20 protein-coding genes are annotated in these 25,813 nt (G+C 52.8%); 17 read left to right on the plus strand and 3 right to left on the minus strand.

What is annotated here, in order from left to right; genetic code table 11:
• Entirely contained in the window at positions 1-1,098 is a 1,098-nt protein-coding gene (locus tag JWG43_RS14045) for a glycosyltransferase family 4 protein (RefSeq protein ID WP_205243578.1), read from the minus strand.
• On the minus strand, positions 1,091-2,059 hold the full coding sequence (locus JWG43_RS14050) for a glycosyltransferase family 4 protein (RefSeq protein ID WP_205243579.1): 969 nt from the start codon (positions 2,057-2,059) through the stop codon (positions 1,091-1,093). The genes JWG43_RS14045 and JWG43_RS14050 overlap by 8 nt, the downstream gene beginning before the upstream one ends.
• Positions 2,060-2,419: 360 nt before the next feature.
• On the opposite strand from JWG43_RS14050, the gene JWG43_RS14055 reads away from it, so the two are divergent.
• The 6 genes from JWG43_RS14055 (at position 2,420) to JWG43_RS14080 (ending at position 6,596) form a co-directional block, all read left to right on the plus strand.
• The gene (locus JWG43_RS14055; protein WP_205243580.1) at positions 2,420-3,124 is read left to right on the plus strand and encodes a glycosyltransferase; all 705 of its coding nucleotides are present in this window, start codon (positions 2,420-2,422) and stop codon (positions 3,122-3,124) included.
• 10 nt (positions 3,125-3,134) lie between these two features.
• Positions 3,135-3,530: a DUF2304 domain-containing protein gene (locus JWG43_RS14060; protein WP_205243581.1), complete on the plus strand. Its 396-nt coding sequence runs from the start codon at positions 3,135-3,137 to the stop codon at positions 3,528-3,530.
• A gap of 27 nt (positions 3,531-3,557) precedes the next feature.
• A complete protein-coding gene (gene galE, locus JWG43_RS14065) occupies positions 3,558-4,541 on the plus strand; it encodes a UDP-glucose 4-epimerase GalE (RefSeq protein WP_205243582.1) in 984 nt (327 codons plus the stop codon).
• 29 nt (positions 4,542-4,570) lie between these two features.
• Complete coding sequence (locus JWG43_RS14070) at positions 4,571-5,527, plus strand: UDP-glucuronic acid decarboxylase family protein (RefSeq protein ID WP_205243583.1); 957 nt, start codon at positions 4,571-4,573, stop codon at positions 5,525-5,527.
• Between the two features lie 356 nt (positions 5,528-5,883).
• Positions 5,884-6,300, plus strand: a complete 417-nt coding sequence (locus JWG43_RS14075; protein ID WP_205243584.1) for a nucleotidyltransferase substrate binding protein — start codon at positions 5,884-5,886, stop codon at positions 6,298-6,300.
• The gene (locus tag JWG43_RS14080; protein ID WP_205243585.1) at positions 6,297-6,596 is read left to right on the plus strand and encodes a nucleotidyltransferase domain-containing protein; all 300 of its coding nucleotides are present in this window, start codon (positions 6,297-6,299) and stop codon (positions 6,594-6,596) included. Before JWG43_RS14075 ends, JWG43_RS14080 begins: the two co-directional genes overlap by 4 nt.
• Positions 6,597-6,669: 73 nt before the next feature.
• Here the strand turns inward: JWG43_RS14080 and JWG43_RS14085 are convergent, their stop codons facing one another.
• Positions 6,670-6,969 (minus strand): AAA family ATPase, encoded by a 300-nt coding sequence (locus JWG43_RS14085; protein ID WP_205243586.1) that lies wholly within the window; start codon positions 6,967-6,969, stop codon positions 6,670-6,672.
• A 245-nt stretch (positions 6,970-7,214) separates the two neighbouring features.
• Here JWG43_RS14085 and JWG43_RS14090 point away from each other — a divergent pair, with 245 nt between their 5' ends.
• From JWG43_RS14090 to JWG43_RS14140, 11 genes are all read left to right on the plus strand, one after another.
• On the plus strand, positions 7,215-9,722 hold the full coding sequence (locus JWG43_RS14090) for a glycosyltransferase (RefSeq protein ID WP_205243587.1): 2,508 nt from the start codon (positions 7,215-7,217) through the stop codon (positions 9,720-9,722).
• Between the two features lie 463 nt (positions 9,723-10,185).
• Positions 10,186-11,172 (plus strand): NAD-dependent epimerase/dehydratase family protein, encoded by a 987-nt coding sequence (locus JWG43_RS14095; RefSeq protein ID WP_205243588.1) that lies wholly within the window; start codon positions 10,186-10,188, stop codon positions 11,170-11,172.
• A 30-nt stretch (positions 11,173-11,202) separates the two neighbouring features.
• The gene (locus tag JWG43_RS14100) at positions 11,203-12,876 is read left to right on the plus strand and encodes a glycerol-3-phosphate dehydrogenase/oxidase (protein WP_205243589.1); all 1,674 of its coding nucleotides are present in this window, start codon (positions 11,203-11,205) and stop codon (positions 12,874-12,876) included.
• A 15-nt stretch (positions 12,877-12,891) separates the two neighbouring features.
• Complete coding sequence (locus tag JWG43_RS14105) at positions 12,892-14,067, plus strand: glycosyltransferase (RefSeq protein WP_205243590.1); 1,176 nt, start codon at positions 12,892-12,894, stop codon at positions 14,065-14,067.
• A 100-nt stretch (positions 14,068-14,167) separates the two neighbouring features.
• Complete coding sequence (gene asnB, locus JWG43_RS14110) at positions 14,168-16,036, plus strand: asparagine synthase (glutamine-hydrolyzing) (RefSeq protein WP_205243591.1); 1,869 nt, start codon at positions 14,168-14,170, stop codon at positions 16,034-16,036.
• Positions 16,037-16,472: 436 nt separating this feature from the next.
• On the plus strand, positions 16,473-18,059 hold the full coding sequence (locus tag JWG43_RS14115) for an NAD(P)/FAD-dependent oxidoreductase (protein ID WP_205243592.1): 1,587 nt from the start codon (positions 16,473-16,475) through the stop codon (positions 18,057-18,059).
• Between the two features lie 45 nt (positions 18,060-18,104).
• Positions 18,105-19,799 carry a hypothetical protein gene (locus JWG43_RS14120; protein WP_205243593.1) on the plus strand — a complete coding sequence of 565 codons (1,695 nt, stop codon included), beginning with the start codon at positions 18,105-18,107 and terminating at the stop codon, positions 19,797-19,799.
• 139 nt (positions 19,800-19,938) lie between these two features.
• Complete coding sequence (locus JWG43_RS14125; protein WP_205243594.1) at positions 19,939-20,838, plus strand: glycosyltransferase family 2 protein; 900 nt, start codon at positions 19,939-19,941, stop codon at positions 20,836-20,838.
• Between the two features lie 218 nt (positions 20,839-21,056).
• The gene (locus JWG43_RS14130; protein ID WP_205243595.1) at positions 21,057-23,111 is read left to right on the plus strand and encodes an HAD family hydrolase; all 2,055 of its coding nucleotides are present in this window, start codon (positions 21,057-21,059) and stop codon (positions 23,109-23,111) included.
• A 15-nt stretch (positions 23,112-23,126) separates the two neighbouring features.
• Positions 23,127-23,357 carry a hypothetical protein gene (locus JWG43_RS14135; RefSeq protein ID WP_205243596.1) on the plus strand — a complete coding sequence of 77 codons (231 nt, stop codon included), beginning with the start codon at positions 23,127-23,129 and terminating at the stop codon, positions 23,355-23,357.
• Between the two features lie 313 nt (positions 23,358-23,670).
• Positions 23,671-25,536 carry a hypothetical protein gene (locus JWG43_RS14140; RefSeq protein WP_205243597.1) on the plus strand — a complete coding sequence of 622 codons (1,866 nt, stop codon included), beginning with the start codon at positions 23,671-23,673 and terminating at the stop codon, positions 25,534-25,536.
• Positions 25,537-25,813 lie beyond the last annotated feature (277 nt).

The following is a 25,813-nucleotide window of genomic DNA, read 5'->3' on the forward strand; positions in this document are numbered from 1 at the left end:
TTAATTGTGTGGAGTCGACTGAACAAAGCCATTCAGCAACAGTCCCCATTTATCAATCAACTGACGGTAGCTGTTCTGCTCGGCTGTTTTCCGTGCTTGGTTGACTGTTAGTGCTACGGTAGATGGATTTTTCAAGACCCATTCTGCCCAGTATGCCAAAGCGTCAACATCTTCAACGGGGACCATCCAACCGTTTAAGCCATGCTGGACCAGGTCCATTGCCTGTCCTACGCGGGTTGTCACTAATGGTACCCCTGAGGCCATGGATTCAAGGATGGCTTTGGGCCCCCCCTCTTGCCGGGAGGTTACCATGTACATGTCAAGCGCATGGTATATTCGACTGATCTCAGGGTAGTTTTTTAAATGGACATGGGTAAAAGGAATATTCAGGTCTGTTAAGCCGCGTTTCATGTAGCCTCTTGCCGGGCCGGTTAAAAGAATATGAAGTTCCGGCACGGAATTTTTAAGACGCTGAACCGTTTTCAAGAAAATGTCGGGACCTTTGATCGCTTTGGGTTCTAACCCTTCTCCGTGTCCGTTACCATCTTTTTGAAATGAGCCGATGACAACCGCTGCTTCCGGTATTTTAAGTTGGCTTCGAACTTTTTGACGAGTTTCTTGTTTTTTTAGCGGGAAAAAATCGAGATTGATACCAATGGGGATCCTGAAGACTTTTTCTGGGGCTATGCCGGTTTCAAGAATGACCTCATGCATTTCACTATGACTCACCTGAATCCGGTCTATTTTTTGGTGGTTTTGTTGAATTTTCTTGTAGAGTTGGTCAAATTCCGGATATCCGGTGCCGGGTTTCCCGTGGAAATACGCCGTGCCGATTCTGTTTGGTGTTGAAAACCAGTGATCAGATAAAAGGAAAAATTGACTTCCCAAAAAAACAGCCTGATGAGTAGCAAAGGGCTGCCAGAACGGATGAGCTGTTTTTATACGCAATGCCTTGGCTATGGTTAAAAGCTCTTGCATATCCCATTTGATAGACCAAGTTTTTATATCATGTACCGGAATTAGACGAGAATAAACCGGCCAGTGGTCAGCATAAGCTTTCAGAACCTCCCGAGCAATTTTCCTCATGGGATTACCCATGTTCAATCTCCATAACATCGAGGTACTGCTGGGTGATTTCATCTATACTAGCAAGGGAAATTTTGCTTTGAAAAGTTTTGTAATTGTTTGAAATTTCTAGTAATTGATCAGGGATGTCGCCTGGTTGCACAAAGGCGATGCCTGCTTCTTTCACTAGTTCCCTGTGGCCACCGCTGTCAAGATAGACAGCGGGTAATCCACAGGCAAGTGCTTCCAAGAGGGAGTTTGAACATGGGTCGTTTCTGCTGGCAGTTATAAAAATATCACTTTTTCGGAGGTGGGAGGCAATTGTAGGAGAGTCAGTGGGTTGAATGTGGGTAATGTTTTCCAGTTCGGCCTTTATACGGCCAATGAAAATATACTCATATTTCGTCCAGTCGAGATTACGGTCAAGCCATTTATAAATCTCCAATCCTTTGTTGGGGTTGTCCGACCATGCGGTTGATACTAATCTGATTTTTCTGTTCTGGTCAAACTCTTCCCTTCCTCTCGCATGAAAGATGGTGGGGTCCGGCGAGTTGGGGATGATAACATGTGGTTGTCGCAATGACATACCTATTTTTTTGCTCATTGCTAAACTATATCGGGACTGGAAAACCGTGACATCAGCCAGTGTGTTATTTACTTGATCGATCAGGCTATCCGTACCGTCATCATACCCCCTGTACACGGAGATAGGGCCATCAACCCTGTGGATTAATTTACAGGTTGTGCGGTGTTTTTTTATTCGCAGCAATCTTTGATGATTGAAATTGAAAGAGTTGAAAAGACACGCTCGGGTTGTAGGTGTAACGGTGTTGTTTTCAACTCGAAACCCTCTGTTGATCAATTGCTGTTGCAGGGCTCTCATAAACTGATGGCCTCCTCCTGTCGGAGGAGGCTCAAAATCGTGAAAGAGAGAAATGTCTGCTTTTCTAAAAAAGGAGAGCATGTCATTTATATAGGGTAATTTTTTAAACATTTTCGTGGATTCTCAGGTGCTATGCTGTTGAAATGAACACGCCGAAATGCTTTATGATTGTGGCGTGTTGCATTTGTCCTCCAAGTGATGATATTTACTTTCTTTGCTCTGTTTGATCAATAAATTGGCTTATTTTTATAAAATAAACAGAAAAACAGATAGTTGCATTGAGCATACTGCACGGTGGCTTCATTGTTGGCGATGTGGTATATTTACAATTTTTTTGGTTCTTCGTCATTTGTTATGGATTTGATCCCTTTATACATCAAATCCACACCAAATGGCGCGAGAAGCGAATAATTTCCGAGATTTTTGGATTTTTTACGAATTAGTATTTTTTTAATCTTTATTGATAGTTGTGTGGATAATAGAATTGTGAGACACAATGATGTAAATATTGGGGTGGTTATTCCCGCCTACAATGAGGGGGAGGTTATTGCCAGTGTGGTGGATGAGGTTGCCGGTTCGGGAGCTTACTCTATCATAGTTGTTGATGATGGAAGTAGCGATGATACATTTGAGATCCTGAAAGATCAGAAGGTTTTGGTCTTGCGTCATCGACTTAACCGTGGCAAAGGAGCAGCGGTTAAGACCGGAGTTATGGCAGCGAACCGAATTGGTGTGGACATCGTGGTAACTTTAGATGGCGATGGGCAGCACGATCCGAATGATATCCCCCGTTTGGTTGAACCTATTATCAAGGGCGAGGCAGATGTTGTTTTGGGATCGCGTATGATGAATTCCGAGGGAATGCCGCGGGTCAAGGTTATTGCCAATTACATCGGAAATTTTTTCACTTGGTTGTTTTATGGGATTCTGGTTACAGACAGCCAGTCCGGTTTCCGGGCCTATTCCTATTATGCTGCAAAAATTATTGATACCAAAGCTGATAAGTACGAATATGACAGCAAAGTGATAAGAGAAGTGAAAAACAATCGTCTCCGTTTCAAAGAAATTCCGATTACAGTTCGTTATACAGAGTATTCAATGGGCAAACCACAAAAACAAGGTTTAGTTAACGGATTGAAGACGTTGTATCGAATGGTATGGAATTTATTCGTGTGAGAAGAAAAATATGTTAGAAAAAATTTATCTGTATCAGGTTATTGTTGTTAGTATTTCATCAGTGATGCTTTTTATTGGTATCAAAGAATTTATCAACAGGGAAACAGGACAAACGTGGTTGAAATTATTTGTACGAGTTGCTGTTTGGGGGGGGATGGCTTTCATAGTGATTTATCCAAATGCAACGTATTATATCAGTCGAGTTCTAGGGATTGTAGATAATTTTAATGCGGTTGTACTTACTGGGTTTCTCATGGTTTTTTTGTTAATTTTTAAATTGCTCTCCGCTATAGAAAAAATAGAACAGAACATTTCTGAGCTGGTTCGTAAAGAGGCTTTGCGGGAAGGAAATGCAAAAATAGAACAATTTAAAATCCTCAATAATAATGAAAAAAATTCTCCTTAGTCAATATTGGTGTGATAGGAAAAACATATGAGAAGAACGATTCTTGTCACTGGTGGGGCAGGGTTTATAGGCAGTCACACCTGCAAAGAGTTGTCGGGACGCAGTTATCTTCCCGTGACCTTGGATAACTTTGTATATGGCCACGAGTCCTCAGTCAGATGGGGGCCGCTGGTTCGCGGAGATATCAATGATGCTGCGTTGCTGGACCAGGTGTTTGCCCAGTATGCACCAAGCGCGGTCATTCATTTCGCCGCCTATGCGTATGTCGGTGAGTCGATGGTCGATCCGGGTAAATATTACCAGAATAATGTCAGTGGCACCATTGCAGTTCTTGAAGCCATGAGAAGGCACAATTGCCGGCATTTTGTTTTCTCCAGCAGTTGTGCCACCTATGGATTGCCTGAGTCCTTACCGATTACCGAAAGCCATCCGCAACGGCCGATAAGCCCGTATGGCCGAAGTAAATTGATTATTGAAGAGATTCTCAAGGATTATGATCAAGCGTATGGTTTGAAATCGTTTTGCCTTCGCTATTTCAATGCCAGTGGTGCCGATTTGGCCGGAGAGCTGGGTGAAGACCATACGCCGGAGACCCATGTCATACCCCTGGCCATTTATGCAGCCATGGGGAAAACAGGTACATTCAAAGTATTTGGTACCGATTACCCAACGCCGGACGGGTCTGCTGTTCGGGATTATGTCCACGTCGAAGATCTTGCCGATGCCCATATAAGGGCAGTGGAATTTCTGCAGCAAGACACCACCAGTCAGGCTGTCAACCTGGGTTCCGGTTGTGGTGTGTCCGTGCTTGATATACTACGGGAGGTGCAGCGGGTCAGTGGAAAAGATGTTAAAATTATTCATGAAGCACGGCGAGCAGGGGATCCACCCATGCTCATCGCTGATCCAGCCAAAGCCGGGCAGCTCTTACAATGGCAGCCGGCACGATCGGATCTGCAGACTATTATTGCTTCTGCCTGGTCTTGGCATAATTTCCGACACACCAGATAATCTCTTCTTTTTATCCCCTTTTATCAGAAATGAATTATTCAAGAAAACGAATTCTGGTCACCGGCGGCAGCGGCTTTCTCGGTTCTCATCTGTGCGAGCGGCTCCTTCTGGAAGGCAATGATGTCCTCTGTCTGGACAATTTTTTCACCGGCACTAAGGATAATATTGTCCATCTCATGGGGGATCCCCATTTTGAGCTGATTCGACATGACGTCACCTTTCCGCTCTATGTGGAGGTGGATGAGATCTATAACCTGGCCTGCCCAGCCTCGCCGATCCACTATCAGTTTGATCCGGTGCAGACCACCAAGACCTGTGTGCACGGAGCCATCAACATGCTGGGGTTGGCCAAGCGGGTCAAGGCCAAGATCCTGCAGGCCTCCACCAGCGAAGTCTATGGCGATCCCCAGGTGCATCCGCAGCCGGAATCCTACTGGGGCCGTGTCAATCCCATTGGCATTCGGTCCTGTTACGATGAAGGTAAGCGGTGTGCTGAGACCTTGTTTTTTGATTACCACCGCCAGCATAAGCTGCGCATCAAGGTGGCAAGGATATTTAATACCTATGGCCCACGGATGCATCCCAATGATGGCCGGGTGGTGTCCAATTTCATTGTCCAGGCCTTGCAGAATAAAGCCATCACCATTTACGGAGACGGCAACCAGACCCGATCGTTTTGCTATGTGGACGATCTGATCGAGGCCCTGGTGCGGCTCATGGGAACAGGTGATGATGTCACGGGTCCGGTCAACACCGGCAATCCGGGAGAATTCACCATCCGGGAACTGGCGGAAACCATTGTCGATATGACCGGTTCCTCCTCGCAGTTGACCTATGCACCTCTGCCCAACGATGATCCTCTGCAGCGTAAGCCGGATATCACTCTGGCTCGTCAGGCGTTGAACTGGGAGCCCAAGGTCGCGCTGCGTGAGGGATTGACGCCCACCATCGCTTATTTCGACCGGTTGCTGGCTCAAGGTCGATAATATGTGATTGATCCGGACGAGTATGGTCGTTGGCTGGCGGGAAAAGTACCGGCGGCCTTGGAAGAACTTTGATCTTGTTGTTTTTTGTTGGGGGTTCGTGCCTCACCCGAAATGATGATAGGAGCGCTTCCCGGGGCAATGCGCGGAACACACATTTTGAGAGAGATCATTTGTATCCGCGTGGGCAAACGATAGGGCCGTTTACCCACCCTACCCGGACATCGGTGTTTATTGTATTTTAATCAATAATGCCAGTGGATTGGTAGATTGGTAGGGTGGGCAGGCGTCTTTTTTCCTGCCCACGCGGGTATCTTTGGATGTGGGGTGCTTATTCCTGAAAATAGGAAGGTCACGACATGACAGACATCAGATGGCAGCAGCGTTTCCGCAATTTCAGCAGAGCGTTCATCCTGCTTCGCTCGGCGCTTGAAACCCGACCGCTGGAACATTTTTCCGACCTGGAACAAGAGGGAATTATTCAGCGATTTGCATATTCCTATGAGCTGGCGTGGAAAACAATGAAAGATTATCTCGAGGAAAATGGGGTTGTTATTACTCCGGTTACGCCGCGCAATGTGATCAAGGAAGCTTTTGCCGCTGGAATAATCGAAAATGGCCAGGTCTGGATCAATATGATGCTGCACCGGAACCTGCTTGCCCACACCTATGATTTTTCAAAATTCAAGGAAGTGCTGCGAGCCGTTGATAAGGAATATCTGGCCGCATTGGATGCTCTGCATGACTGGTTTATTACTCGGCAAATGGAAACATGAACGAACGAGGAATACCTCAGCAGGAACTGGCCCAAATCCAGTCGATCTTTCGCAGGTATCCGGATATTGCCAGGGTGGTCCTTTTCGGCTCTCGGGCCAAGGGAACAGCCAGGCCAAGTTCCGATATTGACCTTGCCGTGGAAGGGATCCAAAGTGATTTGCGCCTTGAGGCCCTGGCCTTGGATCTTGATGAGCTGCCTCTTCCGTATAGATTTGATGTGAAAGCGATCGCCACCATCAACAACCCGGCTTTGTTGGCCCATATTGACCGGGTTGGCGTTGTCATTTACCCTTGAAGGAAGAAGTTTCGCCTGCCCACTGGTCAGTAAGGGGTCAAGTGGGTCCAGGTTTTTAAGTTGGTATGTTGATTCAGCAATTCCGTGAAAACGAAGTTTTCAAGCAGGCCACCAAAAAAATTGGAAGTGTGGAGGGTCGCTGCTTTTTCAACCCCTGGGGGTCGTTTTGGGCGGAGGCAAGCAGTGCGGCATCATCCAGGGTGTAATAGCCCATACCGTTTTCGGCCGCGATTTTCCTGGCAATCGTACTTTTTCCGGCTTGGCGTGGACCGGTGAGATAGACGATACGAAAATCCTCGATGAGTTCTGTCAGTCGTTTGGTAAGGTGCCGAATAAAATACATTTTCAGAAAATGATGCATTGAGATGCGCAAGAGATAATCCGGATTTTATTTATACAAATTCCGAGAATGATAGATGTATAATCCGAAAATAATGAGCAAGCAAGAGCTATGTGGGACGAAAAAGGGGCCCTGCTGAAACATGGGTAGTGTCAGGGCATGCCTCACCTTCAACACCGATAAGAGCGCTTGATGAGGTAATTGAGCTGCTCCTCGGCCAGTAGAGCCCCAAGGTTTCGGCCAGGGCGGGCAACCCTTTCAATAAAATGGAGACCATTGTGAAGGATCAAATCCCCGCCCCCTCCCTGACGAAGCGCTTGCGTCGCATCTGTCGGCTTCTCTGGCATCGGTTAAAAAAATACCTGGATCCTTCCTGCCGTCTGGTACGCCGGAGTGGTCTGTTCGATGCCTCTTTTTATCTCAGTCGAAATCCGGATATCAACCCGGCAGAAGTTGATCCCCTTGTTCATTATCTTGAGAGCGGCTGGCAGGAAGGGCGGGATCCCAACCCCCATTTCGATACCAACTGGTACCGAACGACCTATATGGGGACGGTAGCAGGCAACCCCTTGGTGCATTATATCCAATCGGGTTGGCGGGAGGGCTGCCGTCCCGGGCCGCTTTTTTTTTCCGACACCTATCGGGCCGTCTATCAGCAGCATCTCAAACCCGGGCAGACGCCCCTGGCTCATTATCTGGCCAATTGGCGGGAGGGCTTCAATCCCAATCCACTCTTCTATACCTCCTTTTTTCTCCGTACCTATCCCCAGGTGCTGACCTCCGGGCTCGATCCGCTCGCCTATTTCGTCGAAAAGGGCAAGCGGGATCTGCTCAATCCGTCTCCCTTTTTTGATATGGTCTTTTATCTCGAGGCCAATCCCACGGTTGCCGATGCGTGGCCATCACCGTTGCGGCATTATGTCGAATACGGAGCGGAGGAAGGGTGCCGGCCTAACCGGTTGTTTGATCCCGCATATTACCGGCGGACCTACCTCGATGCCCATGTTTTTCTCCTCAATGCCTTCCTTGCATACCTTGACCAGGGTCTGCGCCAAGGGCACCGTCCCAACCCGCTGTTTGATCCGGTCTATTATGGCGAGCATTATCTGTCGGCAACAGACCAGGAGGCGCCCCTGCTCCATTATCTCCGGGTCGGCAGGGGCCAGGGGTCTATTCCCTGTGCTGAGATCGCCGCTCTGGCGCGCAAGCCGGTGATCAGCATCCTTACCCCGGTCTTTAACACCGATGCCTGGCTGTTGCGGCGCTGCGTGCACTCGGTCATGTATCAACCCTATCCTTTTTGGGAATTGTGCCTGGTGGATGACGGCAGCGTTGATGACCGGGTGCGCGGGTTGCTGGAAGACTTCGCCGGGCAGGATGAGCGCATCAGGATTGCCATTCTGGAAAAGAACCAGGGGATCGCTGCCGCGACCAATGCGGCGGCTGATCTGGCCACGGGTGAGTATCTCGCCTTTCTCGATCACGACGATGAGCTGGATTCCGCAGCCCTGTACCAGGTGGCCCTGGCAATAAACGACAGGGACCCGGATGTGCTCTACAGCGACGAAGACCTGATCAACATGGAAAGCCGCCATCTCGATACCTTTTACAAGCCGGGGTTTAATCGGGAACTGCTGCTCAATCACAATTACATCACCCATCTGCTGGTCACCCGTCGTTCCCTCTTCACCGCCTGCGGAGGACTCGATTCGGCCTATAACGGTGCCCAGGATTACGATCTTACCCTCAAACTCACCGAAAAAGCCGGGTCTGTGACCCATATTCCTCAGGTGCTCTATCATTGGCGGGCCCATGAAACCTCCACCAGCATCAACCACGGGGAGAAGCATTACGCCGATGAAGCCGGGCGCAGGGCGGTCCAGGCGGCCATGGAGCGCAGAGGCATCACGGCAAAGGTGACGGGAACCGAACTGCGGTTTTTTTATCGACCCGGGACAACAGTTGCAGCCGATGTCACGGTCACCATCATTTTGGATCAGCCGCTGCCTGCGGCGACCGGGGAATGGATGCGCAACGAGTTGGCCGGGCAGTGGCCCGGAGCAGCGATTCTCGCCCCGGAGGGGAGTGGTGAACAAGGGGGTACCCAGGATGAGCAGGGCGCGATCCTCCACAGCGGCGGCAGGCAACGTTTGCTCTGGCGCAATCAGGCCGCCAGGCAGGCCGACAGTGAATATCTCTGCTTTCTTGGCGAGGTGGTCTGGCCAAGCGGATCCGCATGGCTGCATGCCCTGCTTGAATACGGTCAGGCTGCCGATGCCGGCATGATCGGTGTTCGTCTCGACCGACAGCCGGACACTGACCTGCACCGGGGTTCACTCCCTGATGTGAACAATACCTCGCCCTGGTATTGGGCCTCTTTTGTCCGTGATGTTTCCGTGCAGCACAACGGCATCCATTGTCCCCAGAACGTGCTTGCTGTCGATGCGGAGATGTGTTTGCTCCGGCGGTCCACCTTCCTTGACCTCGGTGGGTATGACCAGCAGTTTGCAGGGCTTGATTTTGCCCAGATCGACCTCTGTTTCCGTCTCCATGCGCAGCACCTGGCCAACGTCTTCACCCCCTGGTGCTCGGTGACGGCAACCGGCATGGGTCCAGCTCGGGGGGATGATGCTGAAACAGCGGGGGATGCCGATCGCCATCTTCTCCAGCAGCGCTGGCGGGCGCTGCTGCGGGCGGGGGATCCGTATTACAATCGTCAACTGCTGGTTGATCGAGGTGTGTCCCGGGAGGCTTTCCTGCGGTGGTATGCGGGTGAGGGAGACTGACGGCAGCCGGGTCCGGGTCGATGGAGTAAATCCTTCGCAGGGCAACAAACCGCTTGTGCCTTGTAAATGATCAGAAAAAACGGTATATCAGCAGCGGTACCAAGCTGCCTCGATCTGTCGGGCAGCGGTTTGAGCACGGACGCTTTCAGCAGTTCGGAGGGAAGCCCATCGGTGTGCACCCGTTCACCAGGCACGAGAGTTTGGTCGTTACTCCCGGGTCCTTCCCGCAGGAGCCCGCCCCCGTGGGCGATAAAGCTGCTGAGAAAAGGAACGGGAATTCGCCCACAGGGGTGGGCTCCTACAAGGGGCGGTAACCATTCAGTACCTGCTCAACGGTTATCAGGTGAACGGTTACATCGGTGTCCCCATTCGGTTGCAGAGGCGGAAAGGAACGATTTCTGCCTGTTTCCTTCACGCATCGTCGGCCGGCAGGCAGGACCGGCCATAAAGGATATGACCCATTATGAAAATACTCGTCACAGGCGGTACCGGTTTTACCGGCAAGGCGCTGGTCAAGCGCTTGATCGATCTTGGCCATGAAGTTGTCAGTCTCGATTATCGGGAAGGGTTGAAGACCGATGAAATACGCTCCTGGGGGGCAAAAGTGGTCATCGGCAGTGTCGTCGACCGGGCGGTGGTGGAGCAGTGCATGGAGGGGGTTGAGATTGTCCACCACCTCGCCGCCGCGTTCCGGGAACTGGATGTACCCAACAGTTTTTACGACGAGGTCAATGTCGGCGGCACCCGCAATGTGCTGGAAGCGGCCTTCAAGGTCGGGGTCAAAAAATTCATCTACACCTCCACCTGCGGCGTACACGGCAATGTCGATCATCCTCCCGGCGATGAAAACGCGCCGATTCGGCCGGCTGATTACTATCAGCGCACCAAGTACGAGGCCGAACCGTTGGTTCTGGAATACCACCGCAAGGGCATGCCTGCAGTCATCCTTCGGCCGGCGGCGATCTACGGACCCGGTGATCCGGAGCGCTTCTTCATGATCTTCAAGCGGGTGCGCAAGGGATTTTTTCCGATGTTCGGGTCCGGCAAGACCCTCTATCACCCCCTCTATATCGATAACCTGGTGGACGTGATGCTCCTTGCCATGGAGCCGGGAAAAGGTGACGGCGAAGCCTATCTGATCGCTGACGAGGAATATGTCGAGATCGAAACCCTGGTGAAAAAGATCGCCCAGGCTCTCGGCGTCACCGTCAAGATGCCGCATTTCCCGGTCCTGCCCCTGGTGATTGCCGGCCACATCTGTGAAAAGGTCTGCAAACCCTTTAAAATCGCTCCGCCCATTTTTCCCCGCAGGGTCGATTGGTATCGTCAGAACCGGGCCTTCAGCATCGAAAAGGCGAAAAGGGATCTGGGGTACCGTCCTCTGGTCGGTCTCGACGAAGGCCTCAAGCGTACCGGTGAATGGTATCGTGCGGAAGGCTACCTTGACTGAGTCGGGTCTTTCTTGGTCTTCGAGAAGAGTATGCACAGAGAGCTGAAACGTCTGGCCGACGGCCGCTTCGATCTGCTGGTCATCGGCGGCGGCATTACCGGTGCTTTTCTGGCCCTTGATTCCGTCCTGCGAGGACTCTCGGTGGCCCTGGTCGACAAGAGCGATTTTGGTGCCTACACCTCCTCGGCCTCCTCGAAGTTGCTCCATGGTGGTATCCGTTACCTGCCCAAGGGACAATTCTGGAAGGTGCGGGAATCCCACCGGGAAACCGCTATTTTTCAGCATATCGCTCCGCATATGACCCGGTGGATCCCCTTCCTGGTGCCCACCGAATCCGGTTCACTGATGAAAGGCAGGGCGGCCATGAAGGCGGCCATGACCCTGTACGGTCTCTGCAGTGCCGGCCTCGATCGGCTGATCGACGACCCGGGAAAAAAAGCGCCCGAACGGACCTTTCTTCCCGCGGGGCAGGCCCGTGCCGTCTGTCCACTGCTCACCTCCCGTCAGGGGCTGACAGGTGCCCAGGTCCTCTGGGAATCGCACATGTTCAACTCCGAGCGAATGACCCTGGCGGTGATCAAGAGCGCCGTTCACCGGGGCGCCGAGGTCGCCAACTACCTGGAGGTCAAGGAGCTTCTGATCCACCGGGGGCAGGTGATCGGTGCCCGGGTGACGGATCGTCTCGGTGGCGACGGTTTTGATATCCAGGCCCGGGTGACGATCAATGCGGCCGGCCCGCATGTGCAGGCCATCAACGACTCGGTGCCGGAATTGCGGCTTGAACGGCGTCTTACCGGTTTCTCCAAGGGAGTGCATCTTATCACCCGGCAGGTTGAACCGGAATATGCCCTGGCCATGACCACGGCGAAAAAGACGGAGGGATTCGTGTCCCGGGGCGGCCGCCATTTTTTCATCATTCCCTGGCGCGGTTGCTCATTGATCGGGACCACCAACGTCCCGTTTACCGATCATCTTGACAGGGTCCGGGTCAACGAGACCGACATTACCGAGTTCCTGGCGGATATCAACACCGCCCTGCCGGAGGTCCACCTCACCCGGGAGGACGTCCGCTATGCGTTCTGCGGCATCTACCCCCTCATTGCCCGTGATATCCGCACCGATACCTATCAGGGCACAGGCGAGTACCAGATCATTGATCATGAGCGGGCCAACGGCATCAAGGGCATCATCACCGCCCTGGGGGCGAAATATACCACCGCCCGCCATGTCGCTGAACGCAGCCTTGATCTGGCCATGCGCAAGCTGGCGCAACAGGGTCCCCCGTGCCTGACCGGCAAGACCCGTCTTCTTGAAGGCGATATCAACGATATCCAGGCGTTCCGCGGTCAGTGCCATCAGGCCTATGCTCGGGAGCTGTCGCCTCAGGTACTCGATGCCATGATCGCCAATCACGGCGCCGCGGTCCATGAACTTGTGGCTGAAGGTCATCGGCTGGACCTGCTTCAGCCGACCGCCACTGATCGCGAGGTGCTTGATATCGAGATCAGGCATGCCGTGGGTGCGGAAATGGCCGTGACCCTTGACGATCTGATATTCCGGCGTACCGGGTTGGGGACAATCGGTCATCCCGGATCGCTTGCGGTACAGCGTTGCGCCGAACTCATGGCAGGCCTGCTCAATTGGGATGAGGCCGAGCGCCAGCGGCAGATTGCGCTGGTTGAGGCGCGTTACCGTTTTGCCTGAACAGGGGGAGCAGCAATGTCCTTGAAAGTGCTCCACATCGGCCCGACCCCGTTTTTTGCCGATCGAGGCTGCCACATCCGCATCCGCAATGAGATCGAAGCTCTTGCCGACAGCGATGTCCGGATCATTCTCTGCACCTATCCCCTCGGCGAGGATGTCGCCGGGATAGATATCCGTCGTCCCTGGACTATCCCCGGCTACACCAAGCTGGATGCCGGCTTTTCTCCGTACCGTTTTGTGGCCGATGCCTACCTGTTCGTTCTGGTTTTGCGAACCACCTGGCGGGAGCGCCCCGATATCCTGCACGGGCATCTCCACGAAGGGGCGCTCATCGGTTGGGCCGTCAAATGGTGTCTTTTCTGGCGGCGCCTGCCGCTGATCATGGATATGCAGGGAAGTCTCAGCGGTGAACTGGTCGGCTATGGGACGATTGCCCGCCGCGGTCTGCTGGCCGCCGCGGTGACCCGCCTGGAAAGATTGATCTGTCGTCTGCCCGGGTTTTTCTTCTGCTCATCGGAGCAAAGCCGTCACCTGCTCACCACCACCTTCCGTGTTGCCGAGCAGCGGACTCAACTCCTTCCCGATGTCGTCCCTGATTCCTTTTTCCAGCAGGGACCTGGAACAGGTCGAGCCCGGCTGGGAGTTGCCGATGATGTCTGCGTCGTCGTCTATGCCGGCTCCCTCCTGCCGGGCAAGGGAACACAGCATGTTTTTGAGGCGATACGCTCCCTGCATTGGCGGGATGACCTGTTCTTCCTTCTGCTTGGCTATCCGGTGGAGGAGGCCGAAGCCTTTGTCGGCGAACACGGACTGCAGGGCTCGGTGCATCTGGCCGGGCGAATCGCTTATGGTGAACTGGCCTCATGGCTGGCCATGGCTGATATCGCCCTTGATCCCAAGGAAGAGGTCTCGGGGGAGGCCAGCGGCAAGATCCTGCATTACATGGCTGCCGGCTTGCCGGTGGTCTGCTTCGATACCACCAACAACCGGTCTCTGCTGGGGGAATCGGGGTATTATGCCGCTCCAGGCAGCGAGGCGTTTACCAGGGCCATCGAGCAGGCTGCCGTGGACCGGGAGGAAGGCAGACGACGTGGACAGGCGGGTCGGCGGGTGATTCAGGAACATTTTTCCATGGCCGCGGTCAGAGAAACTCTGCTGCGCAGTTATGTAAAGCTCAAGGCAGGCGGATAAGGCTGCCCTCCAATCCGTCGGCGGCCTGCGGACTATTGACATGGTCGGCGGTTGCCGCGTCTATCTGTTGCATTAAAAAAAATATTCCGGAGTATCGGATATGTGCGGAATTTGTGGTTTTACCTGGAATGATGAGGCTCTGGCGCGGAAAATGGCGGGGGTGCTCGTCCACCGCGGACCGGATCAGGACGACGTGCACTGCAGTGAAGAGGTGTCGCTTGCCTTCCGCCGGCTTTCCATCATTGACCTCAGCACCAACGGCTGTCAGCCGATGTTCAACGAGGACAGTTCGATCTGTCTGGTCTTCAACGGCGAGATCTATAATTTTCAGGACCTGCGCTCGGAGTTGGAGGGGAAGGGGCACATTTTCCGCAGTCATACGGATTCCGAGGTTATCCTCCATGGCTATGAGGAGTTCGGGGTCGAGGTCATCAACCGTCTGCGCGGCATGTTCGCCTTTGCCATCTATGATTTCCGCACCAAACGACTGCTGCTGGCCCGGGACCGGATCGGTATCAAACCGCTGTATTACGCGATCCGCGGCAACAACCTGATTTTTGCCTCCGAGATCAAGGCCATTCTCCAGGACCCGATGTTCGAGCGGCGGGTCAACCATCAGGCCCTTTACGATTATCTCGGCTTTGAGTTCGTACCTTCTCCGGAAACCATGTTCGCCGGCATCAACAAGCTGGCAGCGGGGCATCTCCTCCTGTTCGAACAGGGCGAGGCCACGGTCCGTCAGTATTGGGATCTGTCCTTCCAGCACCCGGGCAAGACCCCCCGTTATGAGGACGCGGTGGAGCAACTGCGCCAGCATCTGGACTCGGCGGTGCATAGCCATCTGGTTTCGGATGTGCCCCTGGGTGTTTTTCTCTCCGGCGGGCTCGATTCCAGCTGTATCGTCGCCCTTATGCGCCGGCACATCAGCGGGCCGTTGAAGACCTTTACCATCGGCTACGAAGACGAGAGTTTTTCTGAACTCGATTACGCCCGGATTGTGGCTGATCACTGCCAGACCGATCATCACGTGCTCCGGCTTGATTCCCTCAGGCCCGCCTATGTGGAAGAGACCCTCTATCACCTCGACGAACCGATGACCGACCTGTCCACTGTCCCCCTGTACCTGCTCTGTAAGCAGGCAAGGGAGCATGTGACGGTTTGTTTGTCGGGCGAGGGAGCTGACGAGAGTTTTGCCGGTTATGACCGCTTCAAGGCCAGCCGTATAAATTCCTGGTTTCGGCGTCTTCCCACTGCAATTCGTCGTCAGGTCATTGGCCGGATGATCGCGATGCTGCCTGACCAGCCACAAAAAAAAGGGGCCATCAATATGCTCAAGCGCTTCGTCGAAGGGGCTCATCTCCCTGAGGACGGCCAGCATCTCCGGTGGCAGTATTTTCTCAATCCCGACCTGGAGCGGGATTTGTTCACCGATGGGTTCCGCTCTCTGGTCAACAATGATCCCTTCTGGCAGGTGCGGGAGTACAATCAACGCTGTGATGCCGACGATCAGGTCAACCGGGAGATCTATCTGGATATGCGCTTCATGATGACCGACAGCGTGCTCATGAAAGTAGACCGGATGTCCATGGCCTCGTCGCTGGAAATCAGGGTACCCCTTCTCGATCACGTGCTGGTCGAATTCCTGGCCTCATTGCCCGGAGCGTGGAAGCTCAATCGAATGACCACCAAGTATATCTTCCGTTCCGCCCTGGAAGGACTGCTGCCGAAACAGATTGTCCATCGCGGTAAGCAGGGATACAGCCTGCCGGTGAAACACCTGCTCCGTGGTGAACTGAAGGAATATATGGTCGAACGGCTCCACGATTCCACGGTATTGCGGGAAACCATGCAGATGTCCTATATCGACCGGCTCATCGAGGAACACAGCAGCATGAAGCATAACCACAACCACATTCTCTGGGCTTTGCTCAATGTAGCTATCTGGCATGACCGGTTCTTCCGCTCCTGACCGTTCTCTGCATAAACAGTGAGCAGTGGCTCATTGGGTACGGAGTTTCTGTAGGAGCCCACCCCTGTGGGCGATAAAGCTGCTGAGAAAAGGAATGGGATTTCGCCCACAGGGGTGGGCTCCTACGGCGAGTACCAGGGGCAGCGATCATGCCGTAAGCGATCACAGGTACCCCATCTTTGCACGAACCCGGCTGCCCGCATAGAAGGGGGCTATAGCGGGCAACCGCGTCTGCACAAATATGGGGCACCTGTGACCGCTTACAGTACCCGAGCTTTATAAAACAAGCAGTTACAAACCCCGTGATCGGTAGCATCATGCCTTGTGTTCGGTGAACGTTTCCTTAGGAGCAGGTGCCGACAGGATTGTTGACCGTTACCTTGAAAAGGCGAGTGTTTTGTAGTCACAGGAAAACCAGTTCCATTGTAGAGGCAACATGCAACGAAAAAAAGCGATTATCATCGGTGCGGGGCCAGCGGGCCTGACCGCGGCGTACGAGCTGCTCAAAACAACCGACATCCAACCAATAATTTTTGAAATGTCCCAGGACATCGGCGGCATATCAAAAACAGCGGTCTATAAGGGCAACAGAATCGACATCGGCGGCCATCGTTTTTTTTCCAAATCCTCCCGGGTGATGAACTGGTGGCTCAATATCATGCCCCTGCAGGAACAACCGGCCATTGACGATCTCCTGCTCAATCGTTCTCTTCCCCTCGCATCCACCAAGACAGGCGCTGACCCGGAAAAAAAAGATCTGGTCATGCTCCTGCGCAGCCGGCTCTCACGGATATTTTTCCTGCGGCGTTTTTTTGATTATCCCATTACCCTGACATGGACGACATTCAGAAACCTCGGGGCGATTCGCATTGTTAAAATCGGCTGCACCTATCTGTGGGCGCGTTTTTTTCCGATCAAGAACGAACAGTCGCTGGAAGACTTCCTCATCAATCGTTTCGGACGTGAACTGTATGAGACCTTTTTCCGGGATTACACCGAGAAAGTCTGGGGTGTCCCTTGTCATCAGATCCCTGCCGATTGGGGTGCGCAGCGCATCAAGGGATTGTCGATCACCAAGACCATCAAGCATGCCCTGAAAAAAAACCTGGTCAAGGATCGCTCCCTGGATCAGAAGGGGACTGAGACCTCATTGATCGAACAATTTCTTTATCCCAAGTTGGGGCCAGGCCAGTTATGGGAGGAGGTCGCCCGCCAGGTTGTTGCCATGGGCGGTGAGATTCATATGGATCATCAGGTGGTCGGGATGCGGGTGGACGGCAAGAACGTCCAGACCGCCACCGTCCTGGATGGTGAGCGAGGTGTAACCAGAGAATATGAAGCGGATTTTTTCATTTCAACCATGCCGATAAAGGATCTCGTTGCGTCCATGGACTGCGATCATTTGCCGGATGAGGTGAAAAAACTGGCGGATGGATTGATGTACAGAGATTTTATCACCGTCGGGCTGCTTTTAAACAGGATTCAATTAAAAAATAACACCAACTATTTGAGTTTAAACAATATAGTCCCTGATAACTGGATTTATATCCAGGAAAAAGAGGTGAAGTTGGGGCGGTTGCAGATATTTAACAACTGGAGTCCCTATATGGTGCAGGACAAAGACACCATCTGGATCGGTTTGGAATATTTCTGCAATAAAGGCGATGAACTCTGGGAGATGGAAGACGCGGACTTTATTCGCTTTGCCATAGACGAGCTGGTGCGGATTGACATCATCGAAAAAGACAATGTCCTCGATGCGACCCTGTTGCGGGTTGAAAAAACCTATCCCGCCTATTTCGGCACCTATGACAGATTTGATCGCATACGGCACTTTACCGACAGCATCGACAATCTCTTTCTGGTGGGAAGAAACGGCATGCATCGGTACAATAATGCCGATCACTCCATGCTGACGGCCATGACCGCAGTGGAAAACATCAAAAAGGGAGTCCCCGGAAAAGACAATATCTGGGCTATCAATACGGAAGATGCATATCACGAGGAAAAGGAAGGGAAATAATGGGTTCCAGGTTCTGGTTTTGGCCACCGACGGTGCAGGGATGACATGAACATTCCTTTGTTACGCTCGGGCAACCTCCAGGTCACCCCGCAGAGCAAAACAATTGGCGAAGATAAGGTGCTGGTTGGCTGGATGTTCGTTCTGATCCTGCTCTGGCTGTGGCTTGTCAGTGTTTTTGAAGTTCCGGCCCTGCGAAGACCCCATGACGACTATCTTTTCATCATCCTGGCAAAAAACCTGCTCAGCGGCGAGTGGCTGGGTCCCTATAATCACTACACGCTGATCAAGGGACCGGTCTATCCTCTGTTCATCGCCTTATCGCACCTGCTGGCCATTCCCCTGCTCCTGGCACAACAAATTCTCTACGCTTTTTCCTGTGTGGTGGCCATCTACGCTCTGCGCCCTTATGTGGTCCATCGGGCACTGCTCATGGCCTGTTTCGCCCTGTTGCTCTTCAACCCCTTTCTCTACAATTTTCCCTTGCCGGGCAGGGTCTTGCGCGAGGGTTTTTCTCTTGCGCTGGTGCTCCTTGTTTTTGCCTCACTGCTGGGCTTGATTTCCCGATTGCATGCGAACACGAGAACGACCCTGGCCTGGTCGTCCCTTTTTGGCATTTCCTTTGTCTTGCTCTGGTACACAAGGGAAGAAGGGATCTGGATGCTCCCCGCGGTACTGCTCACCGCTGTGATGGTCATGATGACTGCCAGGAAAGGTGAGGGTGATACCCTGGGCAGGCGGGTGCTGCTGATCGCTCTTCCCGCGGTCATTTTTGCCCTGGTCTCCGTCTTGCTGGCCTACGGCAACTATCGCCATTACGGCAAATTTATGATCAATGAATTGAAATCGCCGGAATTTGTCGCCGCGTACGGCGGTTTGATGAATATTGAACCGGAGGAGTTCAGGAGGTTTCGGCCTGTCAGTAGGGACGTTTTACACAAAGCGCTTGCGGCCAGCCCCTCCCTGCGTGAGCTTGAGCCGGTGATACGGGAGCGCGAGCAGCGATCACAACTGCCTCCTTCATTTTTTATTTGGAGTTTCAGAAGTATGGTGAATGCTGCCGGTTACGTGGAGAGTCTGCCAACAGCTCTTGCATATTACCAAAGGGTGGGTGAGGAAATAGCTGAAGCCTGCAGAAGCGGGGCGCTTGTCTGTCTTGACCGCAAGCCTTCGCTGCAGCCGCCCTGGCATGCGACCTATAACGCGTTGATCATACCAACCTTTTTTGAAAACTTTCGGCGGGCGGTCGGCTTCACCAATTTCCGACTTGATGTGCACTTGGTGAAAAACTTTCGAAGCGATAGAAATCCCGAGGTAGAGGATGATTACCGCTATGTCACCCTCAACCGTCTTGTTCCCAGTGACAGGAGGATCATCCAGGCGTATCCGGAGTACTACGAAAAGCTGAGAAAGGAGAAGGTCCGTTTGCTTGCCGATATTGGCAAGGGCTATGGATATTTTGTTCCTGTTCTTTTCCTGGGTGCCCTCCTCGGACATTTTTTTCTGGCAGTGAGGGACTTGAGAAGGCGACAATGCTCAACAGAAAGTATTTTTTCCCTTGTACTTTTGGGGGGATTGGTGTCTTTAATCGCCATTCTCACTTTTGTACAAATAACCCTGTGGCCGGTTGCTCGCCCCATGTATTCTGCCTATCCGCTGGTTCTTTTCTATATCTGCTTTATCGGTTGCGCGGTGCGGCGGGCATTATCGCGGCATGGTTCCGCACAGGTCGCTGAGGGGTAGCTCCTTTTTGCGGCAGCATTCACCGGTGGCAGGAAAAGGCTGCCTGCTTTGGAATAACGGAATCGGTTTTTTTTGAGCAAGGAGAGCACAACCATCTCATCCCCATGCATATTCTTATTTTTCTATATCTTTGGTCGTCATGAAGCCCAAGGTCTCGGTCATCATTCCCGCCTATAATCATGAACGGTTTATTGGCGCGGCCATTGAAAGCGTGTTGCGGCAAAGTCATGACAACCTGGAATTGATTATAATCGACGATGGCTCGACCGATAACACCGCGGCTGTGATCAAGGCAGTGGACGATCCGCGCCTGACCTACCTCTATCAGGAAAACCAGGATGCCTATAACACCATTAACCGGGGGCTTTCCCTGGCTGGTGGTGAGTATGTGGCCATCCTCAACTCCGATGATGTCTACACCACTGATCGGTTGGAAAAATTGCTGGCGGCCAGGGAAGAAACAGGGGCGCATTGTTTGATTACCGATGTAATTCCCATCGATGATGACGGGCAGGTTTTCACTGATCCTGATTTTGGTTGGAATATCTGGCATCACAAGAACCGCGGTTTCTATTTTTCCTGTGGTGATCTCTATACAGCCTTTCTCAAAGGTAATTTCATGGTGACCACCTCCAATTTCTTTTTGACCAGGGAGGCGGTGGCCAGGGTCGGTGCGTTCTGTTCCCTGCGGTATCTGCATGATTATGATTATATCTTCCGCGTCATGCTCGCCTTTCCGGAACAGGTGGTCTACCTGCATGATCAGCGACTCCTCTACTATCGTATACACAGCGGCAATACCTTGAGTGAAGCTGCTGTCATCGGCCGTGAGCAGGACAAGGAGGTGATCAGGAAATATATGCTGGCCAGGGTTCCTGAAGAACTCAAAGGCGTGGTCGCCGCCGGCAGTGAGCGGTTGGTTGAACTGGAACAGGAACTGCATCAAGTCCGCGCCGCTCTGCACCCGCAACCGCAACCAGGGATCAGGCAACAGGCCAGGGGCTTGTGTCGCGCCTTGTTTACCCGGCTTTTCCGGTGAGCACATGCCAAAACCTTGTATCCGTGAGCGAATGCCCCGAAGGGCGGCTGGTGAAAGTTTTTTTCAAGGGTTTAGTTGCAAATATAACATGTTTACAGCAAGATATATCCAAAAAAGGGTCCAGCCGTCACGGATTCAGGAAAACAGTACATGATCATTATCCCAAGGAATGCTTCCAGGTTCCTGCCCCTCTTTGATTCGACGAAATCAATCGCATCATGAAATGGCAGACCTTCTACACCCTTGACAGTCTCTTGCGGGCAGGAAACAAGGTTGCCGAGCATTGCACCACGGTGTCCTTTGATCTTTTTGATACCCTGCTGATCCGGCGCATTCATGATCCCGATCTCCTCAAACCGGCTACGGCCCGATTCATCGCCGCCAAGGCGGCCGGCCAGGGATTGCCCTGGACCTGGGCCAAGGTGCAGAAGCGCCGCGATGAACTCGAACGGCAACAGCGGCAGGAGACCAGCCGGAACTATGAAGATCATGAAGCCTGTTATCCGGTGTTCATGGAGGCGCTGCTGCGGGAAATTTTCCGAGAGCAGTATGGAGCGGCCTTGCTTGAGGAGGTGACCACGTATGAACTGGCGGTGGAAAATTCCATGCTGGTGCCGCGGGCGGCCCTTGTCGCATGGTTACGGCAGCTGCGGGCCGCTGGCAAGCGGATATTTGTCCTTTCCGATATTTATCTGCCCGCAGCTCATCTGCGGCGATTGATCGAACACGCCGGATTCCTCGGGGAGGTGGAGGCGGTTTATTCCTCGGCAGACACCTTTTTGGCCAAAGCCTCGGGCCATGCTTTTCCGTTGCTGCACAAGCGGCATGATCTCGAGTATACCCGCTGGCTGCACGTGGGGGACAATCCCCATTCCGACGGGATGCGGCCCAGCGAACAAGGCATCGCCTCGTTGGTCCTTCGTGACAGCAACGAGAAATTCCGCAAAGCGGTCGTCAAGCGGTATTATAATTACGGCATGGGCCAGCCCTTCTGGAAAGGACGGACCGTGCAGCAGATGGCCCTGCCCCTTGAAGAGGAGAACAGAGAGCAATCAGCACTGTATACTTACGGCTACACCGTCCTTGCTCCGCTGCTGACTTATTTCATTCAGGGAGTGGCCGAAGAGTGTTGCAACGCCAGGATTCGCCGTCTCTTCTTTTTTTCCCGTGAGGGCTGGCTGTTTGAACGGTTGTGGAAGGTGGTCATTCCGCAGCTCTTTCCCCTGGCCGATCTCCCCGCGACCTCCTATCTCTATGTCAGTCGCATGGCCCTTGCCGGAGCCAGTTGTGCCGTGCAGGGGTTGACCCGGGCCAATGCTGATATCGTCTTTCTGCCCATCGGTAATCGTGACTTTCGGGATGTTTGTCGGGTGTTCAGCCTTGATGTCGATGGATTCGGTGACCATCTCGCCCGGTATACTCTGTCCCCGGAGACGGTCCTGTCGGGAAACCATGAAGGATATGAGCCTGACCACAGGGCCAGGTTCAACGAGATGCTCGAGGATGACCGCTTCCAGGACGAGGTCAGACGACAGTGCGCGCCGGCCAATGCAGCCTTGCAGAGGTACCTTGAAGAACAGGGCTTTTTTTCATTTCCCGAGGTGGCGCTGGTGGATATTGGCTGGCTCGGGACCATCCAGCGCTTTCTGTACGAGGCCATCAAGCATCGCGACGATGCCCCCCGCTGCACCGGCCTGCTGCTGGGGGCAACCCGAGGCTATCCTTTTCCCACCGGGCCGGAGAATACGATCAAAGGTATTCTCTACGACCGGGATCGTTTCGACCTGGCCGGCTCAACGCTTCTGTACGCCCGTGATCTGTTCGAAGAGGCGTGCCGTGCCCCGCATCCCACCCTGAACGGGTATCGCCTCAGCGAACAGGGCTGCGAACTGATATTCCGGGAGCAGGACGACAGGGTCGGGGGGGCCGAAAAGGAACAGGACGCCTATTTTCAACCCCTGCAGCAGGGGATCCTGGATGGCGCCTCCCGCTGGGCCGCGGCGCTTGCCGTCCTGGGGTATGAACCGCGGGAGCAGCGACCCTGGATGAATTACCTGATGGTCAGTCGGTTGGCCTTTCCTCAAGCGGAGGAAATCCGAACGATCCGGCATCGTCACCATCTTGACGATTTTCATGGCCGACATCAGCCCAAGGCACGATATGTCAAAGGACAACGGCACCTCTGGGACCAATCGTTGACCGCCCTGCGGTGGAATCCCCTGTTGCGGCTGAGGTTTTTTCTCCGCTCCATCAAAGAGCGTTTGCGGGAGTAAGGTATGGGAAAACGGATGATGAATTCGCGGTTTGATGTCGCAACAGGCGAGATCGGCAGGATTGCCCGCACCTATCTGCGGCAGCGGTGGTTACCGCTGGGTAATCTCGGTGGCATGACCCGATTGCGTGAACTTTTCATTCTGATCGTCATGCATCGCTGTGGAGGGCCGCTTTTCCGGCTGCTCATTCCGTATGAACATCGCCTGACCCGTTTGTATCTACGCCTGCGGCACAGGAAAAAATAAGCGCGGCGTAACCGTTCCCTGGATCCGTGAGCGTTCGTCCGTGCGTCAGCTTTATTGTCTATGACCGTTTGATTAAAGTTAACTTTATCGAACGGTTACGGGCAATGAAGATGGCGTGCGGATGGACGCCCCGAAGGGCGGCTGGTGAAGGTTATTCTCAAGGATTACGCTGCAATTACAACCTGATTACAGCTAGATATATCTAAAACAAGAGTCCAGCCGTCACGGATTCAGGTCCTTGACCATCGCCGGGGATCAGGAGATGATTGCACCCCCCCCATTTTTTCTTTCATTATTGCTCCCAACTCGTGTCATGAATAAAAAACTCGTTCTTATTGCTCTTCTCTTTTCTTTTGTCATTTCCTGCCTCTACCTTGTTTTGATCGAGAACAAGGCCATGGTCAACCTCCATCTCGAGACGGAACGCAGGACTATTTTCAAGATATACTGGAAAAAGGAGGGCGGCAACTGGACAGAGCGAAGAGTGGCCACCATCGTCATCGACCCCCGCCAGGAACATTATTCCTTCAGGCTGACCAATATCGCCAGAATTGCTGCCCTGCGGGTGGATACCTCGGAAAGGCCGTCCACGGTCACCCTCAAGTCGCTCACCATCCGACAGAATGGTTTTGAGCCTATTGTCCTGGACACACCGGAGGCCCTTTCCCATCTTGAAATCATTGAGGGTATTGAAAGTGTGGAGGTTTCGGAAAAAGGATTGACCGTGGTTCCCGCCACCATAGACCCGCAACTGCTCTTCACTCTGCCGACGTTAAGCAAAACACCGGTCCTGCTCGATCAGACCCTGCGCATCGCATGCATTTTCCTGGTCGTCTTTCTGCTGTGCTGGGCGCTCCATCGGGTTGTTCAGGAGTATCATTTTGTTTCCTACTGTTCGTTGGTCGTTTTTGTTTTCATTCTTGTCATGGCCAGTTTGAGCCTTTACAACCAGCATCCCGATGAACCTTTTCATGTGCATGCCGGTGAATATTTCCAGGACCATGTTTTTCCGCCCCGGATCGGTGATCCCTCGACCCTCGACAGTTACAGCGGCTATGGCGTCTCCCGGCTGCACTCCGGCGAAATCGCCTATTTTTTTGCCGGTAAGTTTGCCAAAATGCTGCAGCCTTTTGAGATCCCCAGCTACCTGGCGTTGCGCTATTTCAATGTGGCTCTCTTCTTTACCCTCTTTGTGATGACGTTGAACAGCTATCATTTCCGGTTGTTGATGGTTCCGGTCCTGCTTTCCCCGCAGATCTGGTATATTTTCAGTTATGTCAATTCGGAAGCCTTTGCCTTGTTCATTATTCTGGTGGTTGCGCATCAGTTGGTCTGTCCGGATTCCAAGTTCAACAGACTTGTTGCCGCTGAGAAATTCAGCGGACCTTCCGCGCTCTCTCTTGCAGCACTTGGCATGCTGTTTGGATTTCTGCTGCTGCTGAAGATCAATTTTTATTTTTACCTCCTTTTTGTCGGTTTGTATATCTTCTGGCGTTTCGGCTGTGGGACCCTGCCCTGCAATCGTTTCAGTTTTTCCCGATTGGCCGCCATAGCTCTTATCGGCCTGACTCTGTTCGGCACGGTACGGGGGATTGACAGCTATATCAACGATTTCAGGAAATCGGAGAAATTGCTGGAGGTGCGCGAGCAACTTGCCAATGAAATCTATAATCCGAGAACCCCGCTGGAAAGAAAACACATCTACCTGCACATGCGAGATCGGGGAGTCACGCTGGAACGATTTTTGCGAATTGAGCGATGGGGTGAGAAAACGTTTCGTTCCGCCTTCGGTGTCTACGGCTACACCTCGATATCAGGTTCCTTTAATTATTATGATTATGTGCGCTACACCGGCCTGTTGCTCCTGGTTTCCGTTCTTGCCGTTGTTGTAGTCAGAGGAGGGTGGCCGGGGGTTTCCCTGCTGGCGGTGACCCTGACCAGTGCTTCGGCTTTGATTGCCGTGGCCATTTATCATGCCTGGACCATGGATTTTCAGGCGCAGGGGCGGTATTTACTGCCCATTGTCGGCATGGGTGCTGTATTTTATGCGCACATCCACCAACTTCTTGCCCGACCTTATTTCCTGCTTCTGTGGTGCGGAATGTTTTCTCTTGCTCTCTATAATTTTCTCTTCGTCGGTCTGCGGGGGGTCGAGAAATTGAGTTTTATAATCGTATAAACCTGATTTTACTTTATTAATTTTTGTTATTGAAAGAGCAGTAGCTACTGCTCTCTTTTTTTCTTTTTCTTTTGCGCCACTCTGGTATAAAATTTAATATTTCTGCCAGTAAGTGCAGAGGGTAAGCTATTCCGGACAAAAACGCCATTTAATCCCCCCACAGCCTCCCCCATTCAACATGGAGGATCGAGGCATGAGACAACCAATCGATTGGGATCAGGTAGCGGAGTTGGCAGAGAAGATCAAGGAACAGGGGCTCAGTTATCGTGAGGGTGCG

Origin of the sequence: Desulfobulbus alkaliphilus, from assembly GCF_016918545.1 — a bacterium.
In the GTDB taxonomy this organism is placed as follows: Bacteria; Desulfobacterota; Desulfobulbia; order Desulfobulbales; family Desulfobulbaceae; genus Desulfobulbus; species Desulfobulbus alkaliphilus.